The sequence below is a fragment of the Xanthobacter wiegelii genome (assembly GCF_043193855.2).
In the GTDB taxonomy this organism is placed as follows: Bacteria; Pseudomonadota; Alphaproteobacteria; order Rhizobiales; family Xanthobacteraceae; genus Xanthobacter; species Xanthobacter flavus_A.
This window is the reverse complement of the sequence record NZ_CM195529.1, coordinates 2998790-3018766: the sequence shown is the minus strand read 5'-3', so window position 1 is coordinate 3018766 and position 19977 is coordinate 2998790. Positions and strand designations below refer to the sequence as shown.

General features: G+C 66.3%; 14 protein-coding genes and 1 tRNA gene. 10 read left to right on the top strand and 5 right to left on the bottom strand.

The features are described 5' to 3' along the window. Positions 1 to 247: 247 nt before the first annotated feature. From recA to V5F63_RS13940, 4 genes are all read left to right on the top strand, one after another. Positions 248 to 1333 (top strand): recombinase RecA, encoded by a 1086-nt coding sequence (gene recA, locus V5F63_RS13955; RefSeq protein ID WP_209483070.1) that lies wholly within the window; start codon positions 248 to 250, stop codon positions 1331 to 1333. A 301-nt stretch (positions 1334 to 1634) separates the two neighbouring features. Further along, a complete protein-coding gene (gene alaS, locus V5F63_RS13950; RefSeq protein ID WP_394102335.1) occupies positions 1635 to 4286 on the top strand; it encodes an alanine--tRNA ligase in 2652 nt (883 codons plus the stop codon). A 119-nt stretch (positions 4287 to 4405) separates the two neighbouring features. Further along, a complete protein-coding gene (locus V5F63_RS13945; RefSeq protein WP_394029611.1) occupies positions 4406 to 6148 on the top strand; it encodes a cation:proton antiporter domain-containing protein in 1743 nt (580 codons plus the stop codon). A gap of 7 nt (positions 6149 to 6155) precedes the next feature. After that, on the top strand, positions 6156 to 7319 hold the full coding sequence (locus V5F63_RS13940; protein ID WP_394102336.1) for a cyclic nucleotide-gated ion channel: 1164 nt from the start codon (positions 6156 to 6158) through the stop codon (positions 7317 to 7319). Between the two features lie 10 nt (positions 7320 to 7329). Here the strand turns inward: V5F63_RS13940 and V5F63_RS13935 are convergent, their stop codons facing one another. Together V5F63_RS13935 and V5F63_RS13930 are read right to left on the bottom strand one after the other, a co-directional pair. Next, positions 7330 to 7677: a hypothetical protein gene (locus tag V5F63_RS13935; RefSeq protein ID WP_394102337.1), complete on the bottom strand. Its 348-nt coding sequence runs from the start codon at positions 7675 to 7677 to the stop codon at positions 7330 to 7332. Positions 7678 to 8014: 337 nt separating this feature from the next. Then, positions 8015 to 9229: an NADP-dependent isocitrate dehydrogenase gene (locus tag V5F63_RS13930; RefSeq protein ID WP_394102338.1), complete on the bottom strand. Its 1215-nt coding sequence runs from the start codon at positions 9227 to 9229 to the stop codon at positions 8015 to 8017. Positions 9230 to 9464: 235 nt separating this feature from the next. Here V5F63_RS13930 and V5F63_RS13925 point away from each other — a divergent pair, with 235 nt between their 5' ends. Further along, positions 9465 to 10301, top strand: coding sequence for an RNA methyltransferase (locus V5F63_RS13925; RefSeq protein WP_209483058.1), 837 nt, complete (start codon positions 9465 to 9467; stop codon positions 10299 to 10301). Positions 10302 to 10380: 79 nt separating this feature from the next. Here the strand turns inward: V5F63_RS13925 and glnA are convergent, their stop codons facing one another. After that, positions 10381 to 11796: a type I glutamate--ammonia ligase gene (gene glnA / locus V5F63_RS13920; protein ID WP_209483056.1), complete on the bottom strand. Its 1416-nt coding sequence runs from the start codon at positions 11794 to 11796 to the stop codon at positions 10381 to 10383. Between the two features lie 61 nt (positions 11797 to 11857). Further along, positions 11858 to 12196 carry a P-II family nitrogen regulator gene (locus tag V5F63_RS13915; RefSeq protein WP_012115561.1) on the bottom strand — a complete coding sequence of 113 codons (339 nt, stop codon included), beginning with the start codon at positions 12194 to 12196 and terminating at the stop codon, positions 11858 to 11860. 222 nt (positions 12197 to 12418) lie between these two features. Here V5F63_RS13915 and V5F63_RS13910 point away from each other — a divergent pair, with 222 nt between their 5' ends. Next, the gene (locus V5F63_RS13910; RefSeq protein ID WP_394102339.1) at positions 12419 to 13909 is read left to right on the top strand and encodes an NAD(P)H-hydrate dehydratase; all 1491 of its coding nucleotides are present in this window, start codon (positions 12419 to 12421) and stop codon (positions 13907 to 13909) included. 139 nt (positions 13910 to 14048) lie between these two features. On the opposite strand, the gene V5F63_RS13905 is transcribed toward V5F63_RS13910, so the two are convergent. Continuing rightward, entirely contained in the window at positions 14049 to 15290 is a 1242-nt protein-coding gene (locus V5F63_RS13905; protein WP_394102340.1) for a multicopper oxidase family protein, read from the bottom strand. 470 nt (positions 15291 to 15760) lie between these two features. On the opposite strand from V5F63_RS13905, the gene V5F63_RS13900 reads away from it, so the two are divergent. From V5F63_RS13900 to clpX, 4 genes are all read left to right on the top strand, one after another. Continuing rightward, a tRNA-Leu gene (locus V5F63_RS13900) sits at positions 15761 to 15845 on the top strand. Positions 15846 to 16002: 157 nt separating this feature from the next. Then, entirely contained in the window at positions 16003 to 17355 is a 1353-nt protein-coding gene (tig, locus tag V5F63_RS13895; RefSeq protein ID WP_394102341.1) for a trigger factor, read from the top strand. 99 nt (positions 17356 to 17454) lie between these two features. Beyond that, positions 17455 to 18090: an ATP-dependent Clp protease proteolytic subunit gene (locus V5F63_RS13890; protein WP_209483048.1), complete on the top strand. Its 636-nt coding sequence runs from the start codon at positions 17455 to 17457 to the stop codon at positions 18088 to 18090. 477 nt (positions 18091 to 18567) lie between these two features. Next, complete coding sequence (gene clpX / locus V5F63_RS13885) at positions 18568 to 19836, top strand: ATP-dependent Clp protease ATP-binding subunit ClpX (RefSeq protein WP_024278720.1); 1269 nt, start codon at positions 18568 to 18570, stop codon at positions 19834 to 19836. Positions 19837 to 19977: the final 141 nt, after the last annotated feature.

Here is a 19977-nt window from a genome sequence, read left to right as displayed (position 1 = left end):
CGTGAACCGGGTTCTTTCGCCTGAACGCGGCGGGTCGGGTCGTGGTTTCACTGCAGGTGCGAAAGAGTTGCGCCGGCCGACCTGCACTGGACGCGTCAGCTTGGCGGTGGGGCGATGCCGCGGTGCTGCGGATATACGAAATGTTATCCACACGCTGTGGACGAAAGAGAACATATTGCGAACTGAGAACAAAACAGGTACAACTGCTACGTTCTTATTTCCCTTGCACCAGCACCGGAGCGCGGCGATGACTCAGGCGACACTCCGACTCGTCGAAGGTTCTTCCATGGACAAGACCAAGGCGCTGGATGCCGCCCTCTCGCAGATCGAGCGGCATTTCGGCAAGGGCTCCATCATGCGGCTCGGCAAGGGTGGAAAAGCCCTTGAGATTGAGAGCATTCCCACCGGTTCTCTGGGGCTCGACATCGCGCTGGGCATCGGCGGCCTGCCCAAGGGGCGCGTCGTCGAGATTTACGGCCCCGAATCCTCGGGCAAGACCACGCTCGCACTTCACACCATTGCCGAATCTCAGAAGCGCGGCGGCACCTGCGCTTTCATCGATGCCGAGCACGCGCTCGACCCGATCTATGCCCGCAAGCTGGGCGTGAACCTCGACGATCTGCTCATCTCCCAGCCCGACGCGGGCGAGCAGGCGCTGGAGATCGCCGACACGCTGGTGCGCTCCGGCGCAGTCGACGTGCTGGTCGTCGATTCCGTGGCGGCCCTCACCCCACGCGCCGAGCTTGACGGCGAGATGGGCGACAACCAGCCCGGCCTGCAGGCCCGCCTCATGAGCCAGGCGCTGCGCAAGCTCACGGCCTCCATCTCCAAGTCCAACACCATGGTTATCTTCATCAACCAGATCCGGATGAAGATCGGCGTGATGTATGGCTCGCCGGAGACCACCACCGGCGGCAACGCGCTGAAGTTCTACGCCTCGATCCGCCTCGACATCCGCCGCATCGGCGCCATCAAGGAGCGCGACGAAGTGGTGGGCAACCAGACCCGCGTGAAGGTGGTGAAGAACAAGCTGGCGCCGCCCTTCAAGCAGGTCGAGTTCGACATCATGTATGGCGAGGGCGTCTCCAAGACCGGCGAACTGCTCGATCTCGGCGTCAAGGCCGGCGTGGTGGAGAAGTCCGGCGCGTGGTTCTCCCACGACAGCCAGCGTCTCGGCCAGGGCCGCGAGAACGCCAAGACCTTCCTGAAGCAGAACCAGGAGGTGGCGGCGCGCATCGAGGCGGCCATCCGCCAGAATGCCGGCCTTATCGCCGAGAAGATCCTCGCCGGCGATCCCGAGGAGGATGCCGAGGGGTCGGCCGCCGACGCCTGACCCTGACTTCGGGCGTGGCGGCTGCCGTGTCCACAGGTTCAGCGCGGGCGGGGCCGGACAGGCTCCGCCCGTTCGCGTTCCGGGTGCCCTTTCGTCTGCCCGGCTTGGCCTTGTGGCCTGGCGTTTCTGGACAAGCGGCGGACCCATCGTTAAACGAACCCGGTTCCGCCCGCCGCAAGGTCCGGGGAACCGCGCGACGCCCGAGGGATCGGCCCCGATCCGGCCCGAGGCGCTGGCGCGCGCAGCGATCACCAGAGCCGGCCGCCGCAAGGCCCGGCCTCCTAAGGACAGTGCCGGCACCATGAGCGGCGTCAACGAGATCCGGTCGAGCTTCATCGACTACTTCGTCAAGGAGGGCCACGAGGCCGTCGCCTCGTCGCCCCTCGTGCCGCACAACGACCCCACGCTGATGTTCACCAATGCCGGCATGGTGCAGTTCAAGAACGTCTTCACCGGCGTCGAGAAGCGGCCCTATTCGCGGGCGGTGACATCGCAGAAGTGCGTCAGGGCCGGCGGCAAGCACAACGATCTCGACAATGTGGGCTACACGGCGCGGCACCACACCTTCTTCGAGATGCTCGGCAATTTCTCGTTCGGCGACTATTTCAAGGACCGCGCGATCGAGCTTGCCTGGAACCTCGTGACCCGCACCTTCGAGCTGCCGAAGGACCGCCTGCTCGTCACCGTCTACAGCGAGGACGAGGAAGCCTACGGCCTGTGGAAGAAGATCGCCGGCCTCTCCGACGACCGCATCATCCGCATCTCTTCCTCCGACAATTTCTGGTCCATGGGCGACACCGGCCCCTGCGGCCCCTGCTCGGAGATCTTCTTCGACCACGGCCCGCACATCTTCGGCGGCCCGCCCGGCTCGGCGGACCAGGACGGCGACCGCTTCATCGAGATCTGGAATCTCGTGTTCATGCAGTATGAGCAGCTGCCGGGTGGCGAGCGCGTCGGGCTGCCGCGGCCGTCCATCGACACCGGCATGGGCCTTGAGCGAATCTCAGCCGTCCTGCAGGGCACCCACGACAATTACGAGACCGACCTCATGCGCGCCCTCATCGCCGAGGTCGCGGAATTTACCGGCGTCGATCCCGAGGGGCCGCAGAAGGCCAGTCACCGGGTGATCGCCGATCATTTGCGTGCGTCCGTCTTCCTCACCGCCGACGGCGTGCTGCCCTCCAACGAGGGGCGCGGCTATGTCCTGCGCCGCATCATGCGCCGCGCCATGCGCCACGCGCAGCTGCTCGGCGCCAAGGACCCGCTGATGCACCGCCTCGTGCCCATCCTGGTGCGCGAGATGGGCCGGGCCTATCCCGAGATCGTGCGCGCCGAGCCGCTGGCGGAAGAGACGCTGCTGCTGGAGGAAACGCGCTTCCGCCGCACGCTGGAGCGCGGCCTGTCCATCCTGGAGGAGGAGAGCCAGGGCCTCGTCTCGGGCGCCAGCTTCCCCGGCGACGTGGCGTTCAAGCTCTACGACACCTACGGCTTCCCCCTCGACCTGACCCAGGACGCCCTGCGCGCCCGCGGCATCAGCGTCGATACGGATGCGTTCGATGCCGCCATGGCCCGCCAGAAGGCGGAAGCCCGCGCCAACTGGGCCGGCTCCGGCGAGGCCGCCACCGACACGCTCTGGTTCGCCGTGCGGGACAAGGTCGGCGCCACCGATTTCCTCGGCTACGACACCGAGAAGGCGGAGGGCGTGGTCACCGCCCTTGTGCGCGACGGCGCCGAAATTGGGGCTCTGAACGCCGGCGAGACCGGGCTCGTGGTGCTGAACCAGACCCCGTTCTATGCCGAATCCGGCGGCCAGGTGGGCGACACCGGCCGCATGACCGGTGAGGGCGGCATCGTCGTCGAGGTGCGGGCCACCCAGAAGAAGCTGGGCGACCTCTTCCTGCACGATGTCAAGGTGGAGAGCGGCACGCTCAAGCCCGGCACCGCTCTGGTGCTGGAGGTGGAGCACGGCCGCCGCGCCGCGGTGCGCGCCAACCATTCCGCCACCCACCTCCTCCACGAGGCCCTGCGCCGGGTGCTCGGCGAGCATGTGGCGCAGAAGGGCTCGCTGGTCGCGCCCGATCGCCTGCGCTTCGACTTCTCCCACCCCAAGCCTCTCAGCGAGGCAGAGGTGGCCGAGGTAGAGGAGATCGCCAACCGCTTCGTGCTGCGCAACGAGCCGGTGGAAACCCGCATCCTCGCGGTGGACGACGCCATCAAGTCGGGCGCCCGCGCCCTGTTCGGCGAGAAGTACGGCGAGGAGGTGCGCGTCGTCTCCATGGGCACGGATGACGGCAACGGCGCGCCCTATTCGGTGGAGCTGTGCGGCGGCACCCATGTGAAGCGCACCGGCGACATCGGCCTCATCTCCGTGGTTTCCGAAGGCGCGGTGGCGTCTGGCGTCCGCCGCATCGAGGCGCTCACCGCCCGCGCGGCCCGCAAGCATCTCAACGGTGCGAATGCCGCGCTCATCGCCACCGCCTCGGCGCTCAAGGCCCCGGTGGCGGAGGTGGAGGCGCGCGTCGCGGCCCTCGTCGAGGAGCGGCGCAAGCTGGAGCGCGAGCTGGCCGAGACGCGCAAGAAGCTCGCCATGGGCGGCAGCCAGGGCTCCGCGGACGCCGTGCGTACGGTCGGCGACATCAAGCTTTTGGCCCGCCAGGTGGAAGGCATCGAGATCAAGGATCTCAAGGGCCTCGTGGACGAGGGCAAGAAGCAGATCGGCTCGGGCGTGGTGGCCATCGTCGGCGTCACGTCCGATGGCAAGGCGGGCATCGTGGTGGGCGTCACCGCCGACCTCACCGCCCGCGTCGATGCGGTCGCTCTGGTGCGTCGCGGCGCCGAGGCGCTGGGCGGCAAGGGCGGCGGCGGTCGTCCTGACATGGCCCAGGCCGGCGGACCGGATGGCGACAAGGCCGAAGCGGCCCTCTCCGCCATCGAGGCGGCGCTGGCGAACTGATCGGCGGCGCGGTCTCATTCTCGCGCGCGGGGTGGATTTGATCCAGCCCCTTGCGTTGCGTCGGTCCTTGTTGCCACACAGGGGTGGGGCGCCGTGGAAGGCAGCGGAGTGGCGACGCGGTGAACGACAGCTTCCTCAAGGATGCGTTCGTCTATCTCCTCGCCGCGGGCGTGCTGGTGCCGCTATTCCATCGCGCCCGCATCGGGGCCGTGGTGGGGTTCATCGCGGTGGGCGCGCTGGTGGGGCCACATGGGCTCGGCCGCCTCGCCGATACGTTGCCGCTGATACGCTTTATCACGATCTCCAGCCCGGAGCGGGCGGCGCCCTTCGGCGAGCTCGGAATCGTATTCCTCCTGTTCCTGCTGGGTCTTGAGTTTTCCACCGCGCGCCTGTGGGCGCTGCGGCGCGAGGTGTTCGGCGTCGGCTGCCTGCAGGTCGTGCTGTGCGGCGTGCCGCTCGCGTTCGGCGCGATCCTCGTGGGATATCCGCCCAGCGTGGCGCTGGTGCTGGGTTCCGTCCTCGCCCTTTCCTCAACGGCGGTGGTCAGCCAGTTGCTGATCGACCAGCACCGCGCCCTTGCGCCGCTGGGCCAGCTCGTGATCGCCGTGCTGCTGTTCCAGGATCTGATGGTCGTGCCGATCCTGCTGGCGGCCGAGCTTCTGACCGGCAATGCGCCGGACGTGCTCACTCTGGCCGGCCTGGCGCTGGCCAAGGCGGCGGGCGCGGTGGCCCTGATCCTCGTAGCGGGGCGCTTCGTGCTGGCGCCTCTGGTCGCGGCGGCGGCATCGACGCGCTCGCGTGATCTCATCATGGCCATCACGCTGGTTGTGGTCGTGGGCTCGGCGGCGGTCACCCACCGGGCCGGGCTCTCCAGCGCGCTCGGAGCCTTTCTCGCCGGGATGCTGCTGTCCGAGACGGCCTACCGCCATCAGATCGAGGTGGACCTCGAGCCCTTCAAGGGCCTGCTCATCGGCGTGTTCTTCGTCACCGTGGGCATGAGCGTCGATTTTGCCGTGGTGCTCCCCCGGCTCGGCTGGGTGGTGGCCGGCGTCGTCTGCATTCTCGTTGTGAAGGTTGCCTTCACGTTTGCCGCCGGGCGTCTCATGCGGGTGGCGGCGCCGACGGCGGCCGAGGCGGCCGTGCTGCTGGCCCAGACCGGAGAATTCGCCTTCGTGGTGCTGGCGCTTCTGGCGGCGAGCGGAGCGCTTGCGCCAGCGGACGCCGGCGTGCTCGTGGCCATGGTGGGCCTCAGCCTCGCGGCGACGCCGCTGCTCGCGCGGGCGGGGCGGCGCCTGGGGCGGCGGCTCGATGCCCGGCTTCATGAAGGTCTGGCGGTGCCACCACCCACACGTCCGGAGCGGCATGTGATCATCGGCGGTTTCGGGCGGGTGGGCCGCACGGTGGCAGAAGCGCTGGATGAAGAGGGTGTCGCCTATGTGGCGCTCGATAACGATCCCCGCCGCGTGGCCGAGGCGCGAGGGGCGGGCCTGCCGGTGTATTTCGGCGATGCAGGACGGGCGGAGATGCTGGAGCGCCTTGGCGCCGAGCGGGCCAGTGCCTTCGTTGTCACGCTGGATGCGCCCAATGCGGCCGAGCGCATGGCGGCGGCCGTGCGCCAGCATTGGCCGACCGCCGCCATCATCGCCCGGGCCAAGGATGCGGAGCACGCCCACCGCCTGTCCGCGCTCGGGGTGGCGGGCGTGATCCCGGAGGCGCAGGAGGCGAGCCTCCAGCTCGCCGCGCGGCTCTTGACGCAGCTCGGTCTCCCGGACGAGGTGGTCACCGCGCGCACCGAGACTGCCCGGGCTCGCATCGAGGCGGCGCTTGCACGCGCGCGAAGCCAAGGCGGGCAGCGAATCTGAGGGCGAGATGAAGGTACAACCGGTCCGGCGACGGGTATTCGACATTCTGGAACGGGACCTGCCGGGCGACCGCACGGCGGACTTTGTTCATTATTTCCTGATCGGAACGGTGCTCGTGTCGGTGGCCGGCGCGGTGCTCGCGACCGTGCGGTCGCTTGAGATCCACGATGCGTGGTGGTTCAAGGTTGGCGAGTTCGTCGCGCTGCTGATCTTCACCGTGGAATATGGCTTCCGCCTGTGGGTGGCGCCGGAGCACCCGCTGCGGCGCGGCATGTCCGACGCCAGCGCCCGCTTCAGCTATGCGCTGACCGTGCCGGCGCTGATCGACCTCATTGCCATCCTGCCCTGGTTCGTGGCCCTCGCGACCGATTTCGACCCCCACGCGCTGCTGGTCCTGCGCCTCGTGCGCTTCCTCAAGCTCGCGCGCTATTCCTCGGGCTTCAACGCGCTCTATCTCTCCATCCGGCGCGAGCGCTACGCGCTGTTGTCGTGCCTCATCATCCTGTGCTCGGGCGTGCTCATGTCGGCCACCGCCATGTACCTGACCGAGCGGAACATCCAGCCAGACAAGTTCGGCTCCATCCCGCTCGCCATGTGGTGGTCGATCACCACACTCACCACGGTGGGCTATGGCGACGTGGTGCCGGTGACCAACCTCGGCCGCGTCATTGGAGGAATCACCATGATTTCCGGCCTCATGATGCTGGCGCTGCCAATCGCCATCATCGCCGGCTCCTTCGCCGAGGTGATCTCCAAGCACAATTTCGTCGTCACCTTCTCGATGATTGCCCGGCTGCCGCCCTTCTCCGAACTCGATGCGCCCGTGCTGGGCGACATCCTGCCGGTGCTGCATTCCCGCAGCTTCGACCGTGGCCACCATGTGGTGCGGCGTGGCGAGGAGGCGGCGCATCTGTTCGTGGTGCTGGAAGGGCGGGTGGAGATGGAGACGCCGGACGGCATGCGCACGCTGGGGCCAGGCGAGGTGTTCGGGCTCCTGCCCGGCCACACCAAGCCCGATCCGGTGGCGGTGCGGGCGGTGGCCAAGACCAAGATCCTCTCCATCGAGGAGAACGAGCTTTACATGCTCGCCTTGCGCCACCCGGACGTGATCGGCCGGCTTTCGGAACTGCATCCGGACGTGAAGCCGGAGGGCGAGGCGCCAAAACCATAGAAACTAAAATCTATCCGATAACCCGGCAGGAAACATTCCAATAAGTGCTCTGTGGCGGGCGACCTTGAGAGCTACCACTCATTAGTCCTTCGTAATGATCGATTACCATCCGAACGCCTTGAACAGAAAATTCAGTACCTTCGTCGAAGGGGGCATCAATAAAGATCTTTTGGAAAGCCACCCCGCCAGAGATAGTTTCGGGAGCTGATCCGATCAGGCCAACAACACGGCCATTTTGCCAAATGGAGTTTGGGTTGGGCGGTGGTTCGTTAAATATGATCTTATGCCCGATATGATCTATCGTATTTCCGTTACCAATCTTTGCGTTGATATCACCTAATTTCTTTTCTACGCTCATAGACGTTTCCTATTTGGCCAATTGAATTGCCATTTTTCATTTTTACGGAGATGCTAGACTCGCCTTTAAACTTTGTCCGGCCTAAAAATATACCTAATCCTATTAGGAAAATTCCAAGAGCCAAAAGTCCATACTGCACCCATGTCGGTAGGTCATGCGCGATCAAGGGTAATACCCACGCGACAAGAAGGAGGCCAAAACCAACGATAGCTGAAGCGATAGCTGCCATATGGCCTTCGATCTGCCAATTTGAAGTTGTGCAACTGATAAAAGGATAACAAAAAAGGGGTCGCAATGCGACCCCTCTTCGTTAGCGCATCCACAACGCCTGGCTGCCTCAGGCCGCCATGGCCTTGGTGAGGTTCTCGGACACCTTGTCGAGGAAGCCGGTGGTGGAGAGCCACTTCTGGTCGGCGCCGACGAGGAGCGCGAGGTCCTTGGTCATGTCGCCGGCCTCGACCGTGTCCACGCACACCTTCTCCAGCGTCTCGGCGAACTTGGCGAGGTCCTCGTTGCCGTCGAGCTTGGCGCGATGGGCAAGGCCCCGGGTCCAGGCGAAGATCGAGGCGATGGAGTTGGTGGAGGTCTCCTTGCCCTTCTGGTGCTCGCGATAGTGGCGGGTGACGGTGCCGTGGGCGGCTTCCGCCTCCACCGTCTTGCCGTCGGGCGTCATCAGCACGGAGGTCATCAGGCCGAGCGAGCCGAAGCCCTGGGCCACGATGTCGGACTGCACGTCGCCGTCGTAGTTCTTGCAGGCCCACACATAGCCGCCGGACCACTTGAGGGCCGAGGCCACCATGTCGTCGATGAGGCGGTGCTCATAGGTGAGGCCGCGCTTGTCGAACTCGGCCTTGAACTCGGCCTCGTAGACTTCCTGGAAGATGTCCTTGAAGCGGCCGTCATAGGCCTTGAGGATCGTGTTCTTGGTGGAGAGGTAGACCGGATAGTTGCGCAGCAGGCCGTAATTCAGCGAGGCGCGGGCGAACTCGCGGATCGACTCGTCGAGATTGTACATGGCCATGGCCACGCCGGCGCCGGGGAAGCTGTAGACTTCCTTCTCGATCTTGGTGCCGTCCTCGCCGACGAAGGAGATGGTGAGCTTGCCCTTGCCGGGCACCTTGAAGTCGGTGGCGCGATACTGGTCGCCGAAGGCGTGGCGGCCGACGATGATCGGCTGCGTCCAGCCCGGCACGAGGCGCGGCACGTTCTTGCAGATGATGGGCTCGCGGAAGATCACGCCACCGAGGATGTTGCGGATGGTGCCGTTGGGCGACTTCCACATCTCCTTGAGCTTGAACTCTTCGACGCGGGCCTCGTCCGGCGTGATGGTGGCGCACTTCACGCCCACGCCGTGCTTCTTGATGGCCTCGGCGGCGGCGATCGTGACCTGATCGTTGGTGGCGTCGCGATTCTCGACGGAGAGGTCGTAATACTCGAGGTCGATGTCGAGATAGGGGTGGATCAGCTTGTCCTTGATGTACTGCCAGATGATCCGGGTCATCTCGTCGCCGTCGAGCTCGACGACCGGATTTGCCACCTTGATCTTCGCCATGGGACGGCCTTTCGCGACTGCTCAATGAGCCTTGGTAAAGCGGGGGAGGCGATGGCGACGGTTTCGGCGCCAGCCGGCCTCCGGCAAGGGCCGCTATAGCACCGGTGCAGTGCGGCGCAAGACGGAAACCCGGCTAATGCGGTGAGATCGTTTCTCACGCAGGGTCGACCGGGCTGCCCTGGCCCTCGACACGTCCGGCCGGCCTGTGCGAACAGAGCCGGCATAAGGAGAGCACATGCCGGGTTCGGGTACCGACAGCACCAAGCCGTGGACGGCCGGAGGGCCGCTCGTCATCCTGGTGGAGCCGCAGCTCGGGGACAATATCGGCTCGGCGGCGCGCGCCATGGGCAATTTCGGCCTGTCGCGCCTGCGCATCGTCAACCCACGCCAGGGCTGGCCGAACGACCGCGCGCGCACCTTCGCCGCCGGTGCGGACCGCATCCTCGACGAAGCGCAGCTGTTCCCGGACCTGCGCGCGGCGCTGCATGACGTGAAATTCGCCTTCGCGACAACCGCCCGCGAGCGCGGCATGGCAAAGACCGTGGTGGGAGCCGATGCCGCCGCCGCGGAAGCCCGTAGCCGCATGGCGGCGGGCGAGGAGGTGGCGCTGGTGTTCGGCCGCGAACGCACGGGGCTCTATACCGAGGAGGTATCCTTGTGCGATGCCATCCTCACCCTTCCGGTCAACCCGGCCTTCGCCTCGCTCAATCTCGCCACCTGCGTGGCGGTGACGGCCTATGAGTGGTCGAAGGCGGAAAGCGGCGGGGCCTTGCCCTTCGCGCCGCCGGATCGCTCGCCGCTCGCCGACAAGGGCGACCTTTTCGCCTTTTTCGACCATCTGGAGACGGCGCTGCAGACCTCCGGCTTCTTCCGCTCGCCGGAGAAGGCGCCCTCCACCATCCGCAACCTGCGCAACATTTTCCACCGCCTTGGCCTGACCCGGCAGGACCTCGCGACCCTGCATGGCGCGGTCACGGCGCTGGAGGAGGGCCGGGAAGGGCGCGAGGCCCGCAAGGCGGAGAACAACGCCCGCGCCGCGGCGCGCAAGTCCGGCACCGGCGAGGCCGGCTGAGCCGGCCTTCCAAAGAGATCGCCCCAAACGAAAACGGGCGCCCGCAGGGGCGCCCGTTCTCTTTTTGAAAGAAGGTCGATCAGACCGAGTAGTACATCTCGAACTCGACCGGGTGCGGCGTCATCTCGAAGCGCATGACCTCGGCCATCTTCAGGTCGATGTAGGACTCGATGAAGTCCTTCTGGAACACGTCGCCCTTCAGCAGGTACTCGTGGTCCGCCTCGAGGGAGGCGAGGGCCTCGCGGAGCGAGCCGCAGACGGTGGGGATCTGCTTCAGCTCGGCCGGGGGCAGGTCGTAGAGATCCTTGTCCATGGCCTGGCCGGGGTCGATCCGGTTCAGGATGCCGTCCATGCCCGCCATGAACAGGGCCGCGAAGGCGAGGTAGGGGTTCGCGCCGGGATCGGGGAAGCGAACCTCGACGCGCTTGGCCTTCGGGTTGTTGGTGTAGGGGATGCGGCAGGAGGCCGAGCGGTTGCGCGCCGAATAGGCGAGCAGCACGGGGGCCTCGTAACCCGGGACCAGACGCTTGTAGGAGTTGGTCAGCGGGTTGGTGAAGGCGTTCAGCGACTTCGCGTGCTTGATGATGCCGCCGATGTACCACAGGCAGTAGTCGGAGAGGTCGGCATACTTGTCGCCGGCGAAGAGGGGCTTGCCCTCCTTCCAGATCGACTGGTGCACGTGCATGCCCGAGCCGTTGTCGCCGAACACCGGCTTCGGCATGAAGGTCGCCGTCTTGCCGTAGATGTTGGCCACCTGGTGGATGCAGTACTTATAGACCTGCAGGTGGTCGGCCATGGTCACCAGCGAGCCGAACTTGAGGCCAAGCTCGTGCTGTGCCGAGGCCACCTCGTGGTGGTGCTTCTCGACCTTGGCGCCCATCTTGGCCATGGCGGCCAGCATCTCGGAGCGCATGTCCTGCGCCGAATCGATGGGGGGCACGGGGAAGTAGCCGCCCTTGGTCTTCACCCGGTGGCCGAGGTTGCCACCCTCATACTCGGTGTCGCCATTGGTCGGCAGCTCGATGGAGTCGAGCTTGAAGCCGGTGTTGTACGGGTCCGCCTTGAAGCGCACGTCGTCAAAAATGAAGAACTCGGCCTCGGGGCCGAAATACACCGCGTCGCCCACGCCGGTGGACTTGGCGTAGGCCTCGGCCTTCTTGGCGATGGAGCGGGGGTCGCGGCCGTAGGGCTGGCCCGTGGTGGGCTCGAGCACGTCGCAGACGATGGAGATCGTGGTCTCCGAGAAGAAGGGGTCGATGCAGGTGGTCGTCGGATCCGGCATGAGCAGCATGTCGGACTCGTTGATGGCCTTCCAGCCGGCGATGGACGAACCGTCGAAGGCGGTGCCCTCGGTCAGGAATTCCTCGTCGACCATGCCGATGTCGAACGTGACATGCTGCCACTTGCCGCGCGGATCGGTGAAGCGCAGGTCGACATATTTCACGTCCTCGCTCTTGATGAGGTCGAGGACGTCCTTGGCCGTCTTGGTCGTCATGGGGTTTGCTACCTTTCTGCTGGCCTGCAGTTCGTTTCTTGGACGATTTGTTTCGAACGCGTCAGATCGCGTCGAGGCCGGATTCGCCGGTCCGGATACGGATCGCCTCTTCGATGGATGACACGAAGATCTTCCCGTCCCCGATGCGCCCGGTCTGGGCCGCGCGGCGAATGGCATCGACGGCCCGGTCTACCATATCGTCGGAGAGGACAACCTCGATTTTCACCTTCGGCAGGAAATCGACCACATATTCGGCACCGCGGTACAGCTCGGTATGGCCCTTCTGGCGGCCAAAGCCCTTGGCTTCCGTCACCGTGATGCCTTGCAGGCCGACGTCCTGAAGGGCTTCCTTCACCTCATCGAGCTTGAAGGGCTTGATGATTGCCTCGATCTTCTTCATCCGCTCCGTCTCCCTGACCCGGTCCGCCGCCGCACGGTCGAGCCGCCTTTTGTAAGCATGATATGTGCCATGCCTTGCGCCATTTGCCCATGCAGAAGACGCGCAAGCGGGGCGTACCGATGTGCCCAGTTAATAATCTAAACGATGAAATATTAGGCGTAGTTCTAGAGTTATCGCACGCCGACATGAGCATGATCTGAGCATCTGAGGACCGGGAAGCCGATGCACGCACTGCTTGATCCCAACGAAATGGCGCGCGCGGACAAATTCGCCGTCGAAATGGGCACGCCGTCCCAGACATTGATGGATCGCGCCGGCACGGCCGTCGCCGATGCGGTCGCGCGATATCCCTATCCCACCCGCATCCTCGTGCTCTGCGGGCCGGGCAACAACGGCGGCGACGGATTCGTGGCGGCGCGGGTTCTGGCGCAGCGCGGCTTCAAGGTGCGCCTCGCCCTCCTCGGAGACCGGGATAGGCTCACCGGCGATGCCCGCCGCGCCGCCGAGCGCTGGCGCGGGCCCGTGGAGGAGCCGGCCGCTGTCGATCTCGATGAGGCCGGCGTGATCGTGGACGCCCTGTTCGGCGCCGGCCTCGCCCGCGACCTCGACGGCGCGGCCCGTGCGCTGGTGGAGCGCATGGCGCGGTCGGGCAGGCCGATCATCGCCGTGGACCTGCCCTCAGGCCTCGACGGAGCCACCGGAAAAGTACGCGGCGCGGCGGCGCAAGCGGTGGAGACGGTCACCTTCTTCCGCCGCAAGCCGGGGCATCTCCTGGAACCGGGGCGCAGCCTGTGCGGCCGGGTGCGGGTCGCCGACATCGGCATTCCCGACGAGGCGCTGGACGCGATTCGCCCGCTGACATTCGTCGACATGCCGGACCTCTGGCGGGATGCCTTCCCGGTTCCCGCCTCCAGCGGGCACAAATACACGCGCGGCCACGCCGTCGTGGTGAGCGGCCCGGCCTGGACCTCCGGGGCCGCCCGCCTTTCCGCGCGGGGCGCGTTGCGGGCGGGGGCCGGGCTCGTCACCATCGCCCTGCCGCGCGATGCCCTGCCGCTTCAGGCGGCCTCCTACGCTGCCATCATGCCGCGCCCGGTGGGCGGGGCAGGGGAACTGGCGGTCCTGCTGGCCGATGCCCGCCTCAACACGGTGGTGCTGGGGCCGGGCCTTGGCGGTGGCGAGGAGGCACGGGCCAGGATCGACATCGCCGCGCCCGGCCGCCGGCTGGTGCTCGATGCCGATGCGCTGACCAGCTACGAGGGGGTGCCGTGGGCACTGGCTCAGGTGGCTGCCCGCACCGCCGGTCTCATCGTGACGCCCCATGACGGCGAATTCGCCCGCATGTTCCGGGGCGACGCGGAGGTTCTGGAGGCTCCCTCCAAGCTCGCCCGCACCCGGGCGGCGGCCCGGCGACTGGGGGCCGTGGTGGTCCTGAAGGGACCCGACACGGTGATCGCCCATCCGGATGGTCGCGCCGCCATCGCCGAGAATGCGCCGCCTTATCTCGCGACAGCGGGGGCAGGGGATGTTCTGGCGGGCATCGCCGGAGGCCTGCTGGCGCAGGGCATGCCCCCTTTCGAGGCCGCCTGTGCCGCGGTCTGGCTGCATGGGGAGGCCGCGCGGGAGGCCGGGCCGGGGCTGATCGCCGACGACCTCCCGGAGGCGCTTCGCGCGGTGTATAGCCGGCTATTTTCAATGATCGAAAAATCTTGACGCGGGCTAACGAATCAGATTGCGGAAAGAACCTCCGCCATCTCGCGCCAGCCAGTGCGCCAAGACAGCGCCGTCCGAAGACGCTGGCTGCGTCTGCGGCGGCGCAAAAGTTAAGTGGCTGGTTTTAATCGCTAAACTGTCAGGCCGTGACTTGATACGTGCCCGACCCAACGACCTCTCCGTCTCCGCCACGCTGGGCGGTGACGCTCCAGGTGCCTGGTGATTGGGCCAGAAGGGCCACCCTTACTGTCGCTTTAGCCGGCACAGGAACCGTGTCGTGCCACCAGGGCTTCCAGCCGTCATCGAGGCCGTCGAGGAGGCGCACGGCGTGGCCGGCCACATGAACCGACACCGGAGCGTCGAGGCTGTTGGCCAGGGTGAGAACCATTGCCTTGCCTGACTTCACGGTCCCCAGCGAAGCGGGCGCGCCACTCTTCCCCCCGATGGGCAGTTCAACGCGTACCGCATCCTTGAGCGGAATTTCAGCCGGCAAATCATTCTGCGGGAGCGGAGTGGGTGGGCCGGAGGGCATGGGGCCGGCCGGACCGACCGGCGTGACAACGGCGAGCCGGATCGGATCCTGGGCGGTCTCGATCTCGATAATGGTGGCGTCCGCATCATCGATGGTCGCCGCCACGTCCACCCGCCCGCCCGGCGCGATCTGGATCCGGCCCTCCTTCAACTCGAAAGGTTGGGCGACAGGCTGTCCGTCGATGGCAATGACATAGGCGGCCGGCCCCTTGAGCCGCAGCCGCAGGAAGAGCGGGGTCGCGTTCACCAGCCGCAGACGGCTGCGCCCACTGGCCGGGCCCTGGAAGGTGGGGGAAAACTCGCCGTTGACCGGGAAGATCGGCACCCCGCTCTCGGGCGGAAAAGACTGGATGAACAGGAGGTTGTCCGAAGCGTAGGCGGGCGCGCCCGGCTCGTCCACGATGAGCGCGCCAGACAGCGCGCGGCGGGCGAGGGCAGGGGAGGAGGCGTGGTACCAGTAAGTGCCGGCATCCTTCGGCGTGAGCCGGATGAGCTTGTTCTGTCCGCCGGTGACCGCCGCCGCGGCGGCGGCAGCTGCGTCCGCCGGCAGCCGCACGCCCTGCCACGTCAGGCCCACGCTCTCCTTGAGCGCATTGGCGAACTGGATCGAAAGCTCGCTGCCCTTCTTTACGCGCAGCACCGGGCCCGGCAGGGAATCGTTGAAGAGCGCGAGGTTGCCCTGTCCGGCGATGGCCGGGCGCGTGCCCTCGGCGGCGGTGAGCGCCACCGGCGCGGCGGCCTGTCCCTGCGCCAGCGCCCATTCCGGCAGAATGGCACCGGCAGCGCCGGCGAACGACAGGGCCGCAGCCCCCTTGAGAACGGTGCGACGAGAGGGAATCGGCGTGCTCACGCTGCATCTCCTGGCAGGGTGGTGGGACCATGTTACGCGGCCGGAAAAAGGGCAAGCGGCTTTCCTGCTCAGCTTCGTGACGCGATGGACGGTCTGCCCGTGCCTCAAGGCATTCGGCGCATTGCCTCGCGCGAGCAGGACCCTGGCATTGCACGGTTTCCAGCCATCGGGCGAGGTCATCCGCTGGCGTAGGGCAGGGTCTGGATGCGGCGTCCTGCCGTGGCCGGGGCGGGGACCGTGAGAGCACGGCTTCCGGCGCCATTTTCTTGCTGCGCGACCGCGCGGGCATGATATAAGCCGCGACCCGAACGGCGCGTGCGGCCTCGTGCGCGAGCGGTGGAGCCGTGCCCGGAGGCGTCGTGCGCTCAAGCGCGTCGATGCCGATACCGGGTGCGATCTCCCTTCGCCGGCATGAATGGCTTGGGCGCGTCGGGCCTTTGGGTGCGACGGGCCTTTGGCGAGACGGGGCCGCGGGCGTGGCGGAACTGGTAGACGCGCGGGATTTAGGTTCCCGTGACGCAAGTCGTGGGGGTTCGAAACCCTCCGCCCGCACCAATGCCGCCGCATGTTCGCGTGCCGGCCGCCGCAGGGCGGGCTGGTCGGGAGCAGGTCCACCGTGCCGCGCGGCCTCCGGCGATTGCCGCGGGATGCCGGTGACAGCGCTGAATTCAAGTTACCGCGCCTGGCGCGATGAGGATGTGAAGGCAAGACGATGCAGGTGACCGAGACCGGGGCCGAGGGCCTCAAGCGCGCGTTCCGTGTGGTGGTGTCCGCCGCCGACCTCGACGCCCGGGCCGACGCCCGGCTCAACGAGCTCAAGGGCCAGGTGAAGCTGAACGGCTTCCGCCCCGGCAAGGTGCCCGTGGCCCATCTCAAGCGCGTCTACGGCAAGACCGTGATGTCCGAGATCATCGAGCAGACCGTCAACGAGACCAACGGCAAGATCGTCGAGGAGCACGGCTTCAAGCTGGCGCTCCAGCCCCGGATCAAGGGTCCGGAGGAAGACCCCCAGTTCCAGACCCTGCTCGATGGCGGCAAGGACCTCGCCTACGACGTGGAGCTGGAAATCCTGCCGAAGATCGAGCTCGGCAATTTCAAGGACATCTCCGTCGAGAAGCCTGTGGTCGAAGTGACTGACGCCGAGGTGGACGAGGCCGTGCAGCGCATCGCCGACGCCAACCGCCCCTTCGCGACCAAGGACGGCCCCGCCGCCGACGGCGACCGCCTCACCATCGACTTCACCGGCTATGTGGACGGCGAGAAGTTCCAGGGCGGCGAAGGCCAGGACATCGACGTCCTGCTCGGCTCCAAGGGCTTCATCCCCGGCTTCGAGGAGCAGCTCGTCGGCGCCAGCGCCGGTGAGAGCCGCACCCTCAGCGTCACTTTCCCCGAGGGCTATGCCGCCAAGGAGCTCGCCGGGAAGGCCGCGACCTTCGAGGTGACCGTCAAGTCCGTCGATGCGCCCGGCGCGATCACCGTGGACGACGCTTTCGCCGCGACCCTCGGCCAGGAAAGCCTCGAGAAGCTCCGCGAGACCGTGAAGGCCCGCATCGCGCAGGAATATGCCGGCGCCGCCCGCCAGAAGGTGAAGCGCGCCCTGCTCGACGGCCTCGACGCGACCCACAAGTTCGACGTGCCGGAAGGCCTCGTGGAGCAGGAATTCTACGGTGTGTGGAGCCGGGTGAACGAGGATCTCGCCGCCCAGAGCCGCACCTTCGCCGATGAAGGCACCACCGAGGAAGAGGCACGCCAGGATTACCGCCGCATCGCCGAGCGCCGTGTGCGCCTCGGCCTGGTGCTTGCGGAAATCGGCGAGCGCAACAATATCCAGGTTTCCGATGACGAGGTGACGCGCGCGGTGGTCGAACGGGCCCGCCAGTTCCCCGGCCAGGAGCAGCAGGTGTGGGATTATTACCGCCGCACCCCCGAGGCTCTGGCATCCGTGCGCGCCCCCCTGTTCGAGGAGAAGGTCGTCGACTTCCTCCTGGAGCTCGCCAACGTGACCGAGAAGACGGTCACCAAGGAAGAGCTCTTCAAGGATGACGAGGACGAGAAGGCGGCCTGAGGCTCGGGCCGCGATCCGTCCTGCGACGAAATCGCGCGGCACGCCGGAAGCGGCGTGCCCTTACCCGCGCCCTCCCATGCGCCCCCCGGGGGATTTAAGATGCGTGATCCTGTCGATACTTACATGAATTACCTGATCCCCATGGTGGTTGAGCAGACCAACCGTGGCGAGCGGTCCTATGACATCTTTTCCCGCCTCCTGAAGGAGCGCATCCTTTTCCTCACCGGCCCGGTCGAGGACGGCATGTCCACCCTCGCGGTGGCCCAGCTCCTGTTCCTCGAGGCGGACAATCCGAAGAAGGAAATCTCGATGTACATCAACTCCCCCGGGGGAGTGGTGACGTCGGGCCTCGCCATCTACGACACCATGCAGTTCATCAAGCCGGCGGTGTCGACGCTCTGCATCGGCCAGGCGGCCTCCATGGGCTCGCTGCTGCTGACCGCGGGCGAGAAGGGCATGCGATTCGCGTTGCCTAACGCGCGAATCATGGTCCACCAGCCGTCCGGCGGCTTCCAGGGCCAGGTGACGGACATCATGCTTCACGCGCAGGAAATCCTCAGCCTCAAGAAGCGGCTGAATGAAATCTATGTGAAGCATACCGGCCAGTCGTTCGACGCCATCGAGAACGCCCTCGAGCGCGACAACTTCATGACCTCCGAGGCCGCCAAGGAGTTCGGGCTTATCGATTCCGTGATCGACAAGCGCCCGACCGACGAGGTCAGCAAGGCCGCCTGAGGTTGAGCGTCAGCTTGGCCGCGGGAGGAGGCGGGGCGATAGCGATAGTTGGGCAACACGCCCGGCGTTCTCGCAATGCCCCACTTGCGTGCGGTGCAAGATCGCGCTTGCATGTCGTTAAGCCGGCATCGGATGCCGCGTTGTCGGCCCCCGCCTCATGGTGGGGGCCTTCGCGTTTCAGGGCCATGAACCGTCGGGGTCCGGACTTCGTAATAAGTCCCGGGTTCAGGATTGCGAAAGGTCGTGAGCAGACGATCGGCGGACGGCGCGACCTTCAGGTCGGCGGCGGCGCGTCCCTTGGTCTGGGGAATGTCGTCAGCCTGCCTTGATCGCGTCGCCTCAGGGTGATTGGCTTTTGGGAAGTGGATCACCACATTCGGGTTTGGCGAGATTTTTGCTTCGTGCAAACCCCATACGAGGCCCTGACGGGTCGGCCGGTCCAAATGTCCGGTTCGTGAGGGCACTAGGAGACGTGAGATGAGCAAGACCGGCGGCAGCGACAGCAAGAACACGCTTTATTGCTCGTTCTGCGGCAAAAGCCAGCATGAGGTCAGGAAGCTCATCGCCGGACCCACCGTGTTCATCTGCGACGAATGCGTCGAGTTGTGCATGGACATCATCCGGGAAGAGTCGAAGTCCTCTCTGGTGAAGTCGCGGGATGGCATCCCGACCCCGAAGGAGATCCGCAAGGTCCTCGATGACTACGTCATCGGCCAGGACCACGCGAAGAAGGTTCTCTCGGTTGCGGTGCACAACCACTACAAGCGTCTCAACCACGCCACCAAGCACGGCGACGTGGAGCTCGCGAAGTCCAACATCCTGCTGATCGGGCCCACCGGCTCGGGCAAGACGCTGCTCGCGCAGACGCTGGCGCGCATCCTTGATGTGCCCTTCACCATGGCCGACGCCACCACGCTGACCGAAGCCGGCTACGTGGGCGAGGACGTGGAGAACATCATCCTCAAGCTGCTCCAGGCGGCCGACTACAATGTCGAGCGGGCGCAGCGCGGCATCGTCTACATCGACGAGATCGACAAGATCAGTCGCAAATCCGACAATCCGTCCATCACCCGGGACGTCTCGGGCGAGGGCGTGCAGCAGGCCCTGCTGAAGATCATGGAGGGCACGGTCGCCTCCGTTCCTCCCCAGGGCGGCCGCAAGCATCCCCAGCAGGAATTCCTGCAGGTGGACACCACCAACATCCTCTTCATCTGCGGCGGCGCCTTCGCCGGCCTCGACAAGATCATCTCGTCGCGGTCCAAGGGCTCCACCTCCATCGGCTTCCAGGCCAAGGTGGCGCCGCCCGAGGATCGCCGGCCCGGCGAGGTGTTCCGTGAGGTCGAGCCCGAGGATCTGCTGAAGTACGGGCTCATCCCCGAGTTCATCGGCCGCCTGCCCGTGCTGGCGACGCTGGGTGATCTTGATGAGGAGGCGCTGAAGAAGATCCTCTCCGAGCCGAAGAACGCGCTGGTCAAGCAGTACCAGCGGCTGTTCGAGATGGAGAGCGTGGACCTCACCATCCACGAGGAGGCCCTCGGCGCCATCGCCCGCAAGGCGATCGAGCGCAAGACCGGCGCCCGTGGCCTGCGCTCCATCATGGAGGGCATCCTGCTGGACACCATGTTCGATCTCCCCGGCCTCGAAGGGGTCGAGGAGGTGGTGATCAGCCGCGAAGTCGTCGAGCAGAATGCGCGCCCGCTCTATATCTACGCCGATCGCGTCGGCGACGCGGGTGCCAGTGCGTGACGTGTCGGGCTCCGCGCCTCTCCCAAAGCCTTGCGGTTTCGGGAGAGGGCGGGACATGACCAGAATTCAGCCGGCCCGGGCTCCCTCCGGTCCCCGGCTGGTCCCGATCGGGGTCACCGGTCGGGGCATGAGGCGGGAGAT

What these genes read in the sequence shown, in the direction of transcription:
- V5F63_RS13940 (WP_394102336.1), top strand. Translation starts at nt 6,156, where the DNA reads ATGAAGGTACAACCGGTCCGGCGACGGGTATTCGACATTCTGGAACGG.
- V5F63_RS13910 (WP_394102339.1), top strand. Translation starts at nt 12,419, where the DNA reads ATGCACGCACTGCTTGATCCCAACGAAATGGCGCGCGCGGACAAATTC.
- glnA (WP_209483056.1), bottom strand. Translation starts at nt 11,796, where the DNA reads ATGACGACCAAGACGGCCAAGGACGTCCTCGACCTCATCAAGAGCGAG.
- V5F63_RS13915 (WP_012115561.1), bottom strand. Translation starts at nt 12,196, where the DNA reads ATGAAGAAGATCGAGGCAATCATCAAGCCCTTCAAGCTCGATGAGGTG.
- V5F63_RS13930 (WP_394102338.1), bottom strand. Translation starts at nt 9,229, where the DNA reads ATGGCGAAGATCAAGGTGGCAAATCCGGTCGTCGAGCTCGACGGCGAC.
- clpX (WP_024278720.1), top strand. Translation starts at nt 18,568, where the DNA reads ATGAGCAAGACCGGCGGCAGCGACAGCAAGAACACGCTTTATTGCTCG.
- tig (WP_394102341.1), top strand. Translation starts at nt 16,003, where the DNA reads ATGCAGGTGACCGAGACCGGGGCCGAGGGCCTCAAGCGCGCGTTCCGT.
- V5F63_RS13925 (WP_209483058.1), top strand. Translation starts at nt 9,465, where the DNA reads ATGCCGGGTTCGGGTACCGACAGCACCAAGCCGTGGACGGCCGGAGGG.
- recA (WP_209483070.1), top strand. Translation starts at nt 248, where the DNA reads ATGACTCAGGCGACACTCCGACTCGTCGAAGGTTCTTCCATGGACAAG.
- V5F63_RS13935 (WP_394102337.1), bottom strand. Translation starts at nt 7,677, where the DNA reads ATGAGCGTAGAAAAGAAATTAGGTGATATCAACGCAAAGATTGGTAAC.
- alaS (WP_394102335.1), top strand. Translation starts at nt 1,635, where the DNA reads ATGAGCGGCGTCAACGAGATCCGGTCGAGCTTCATCGACTACTTCGTC.
- V5F63_RS13890 (WP_209483048.1), top strand. Translation starts at nt 17,455, where the DNA reads ATGCGTGATCCTGTCGATACTTACATGAATTACCTGATCCCCATGGTG.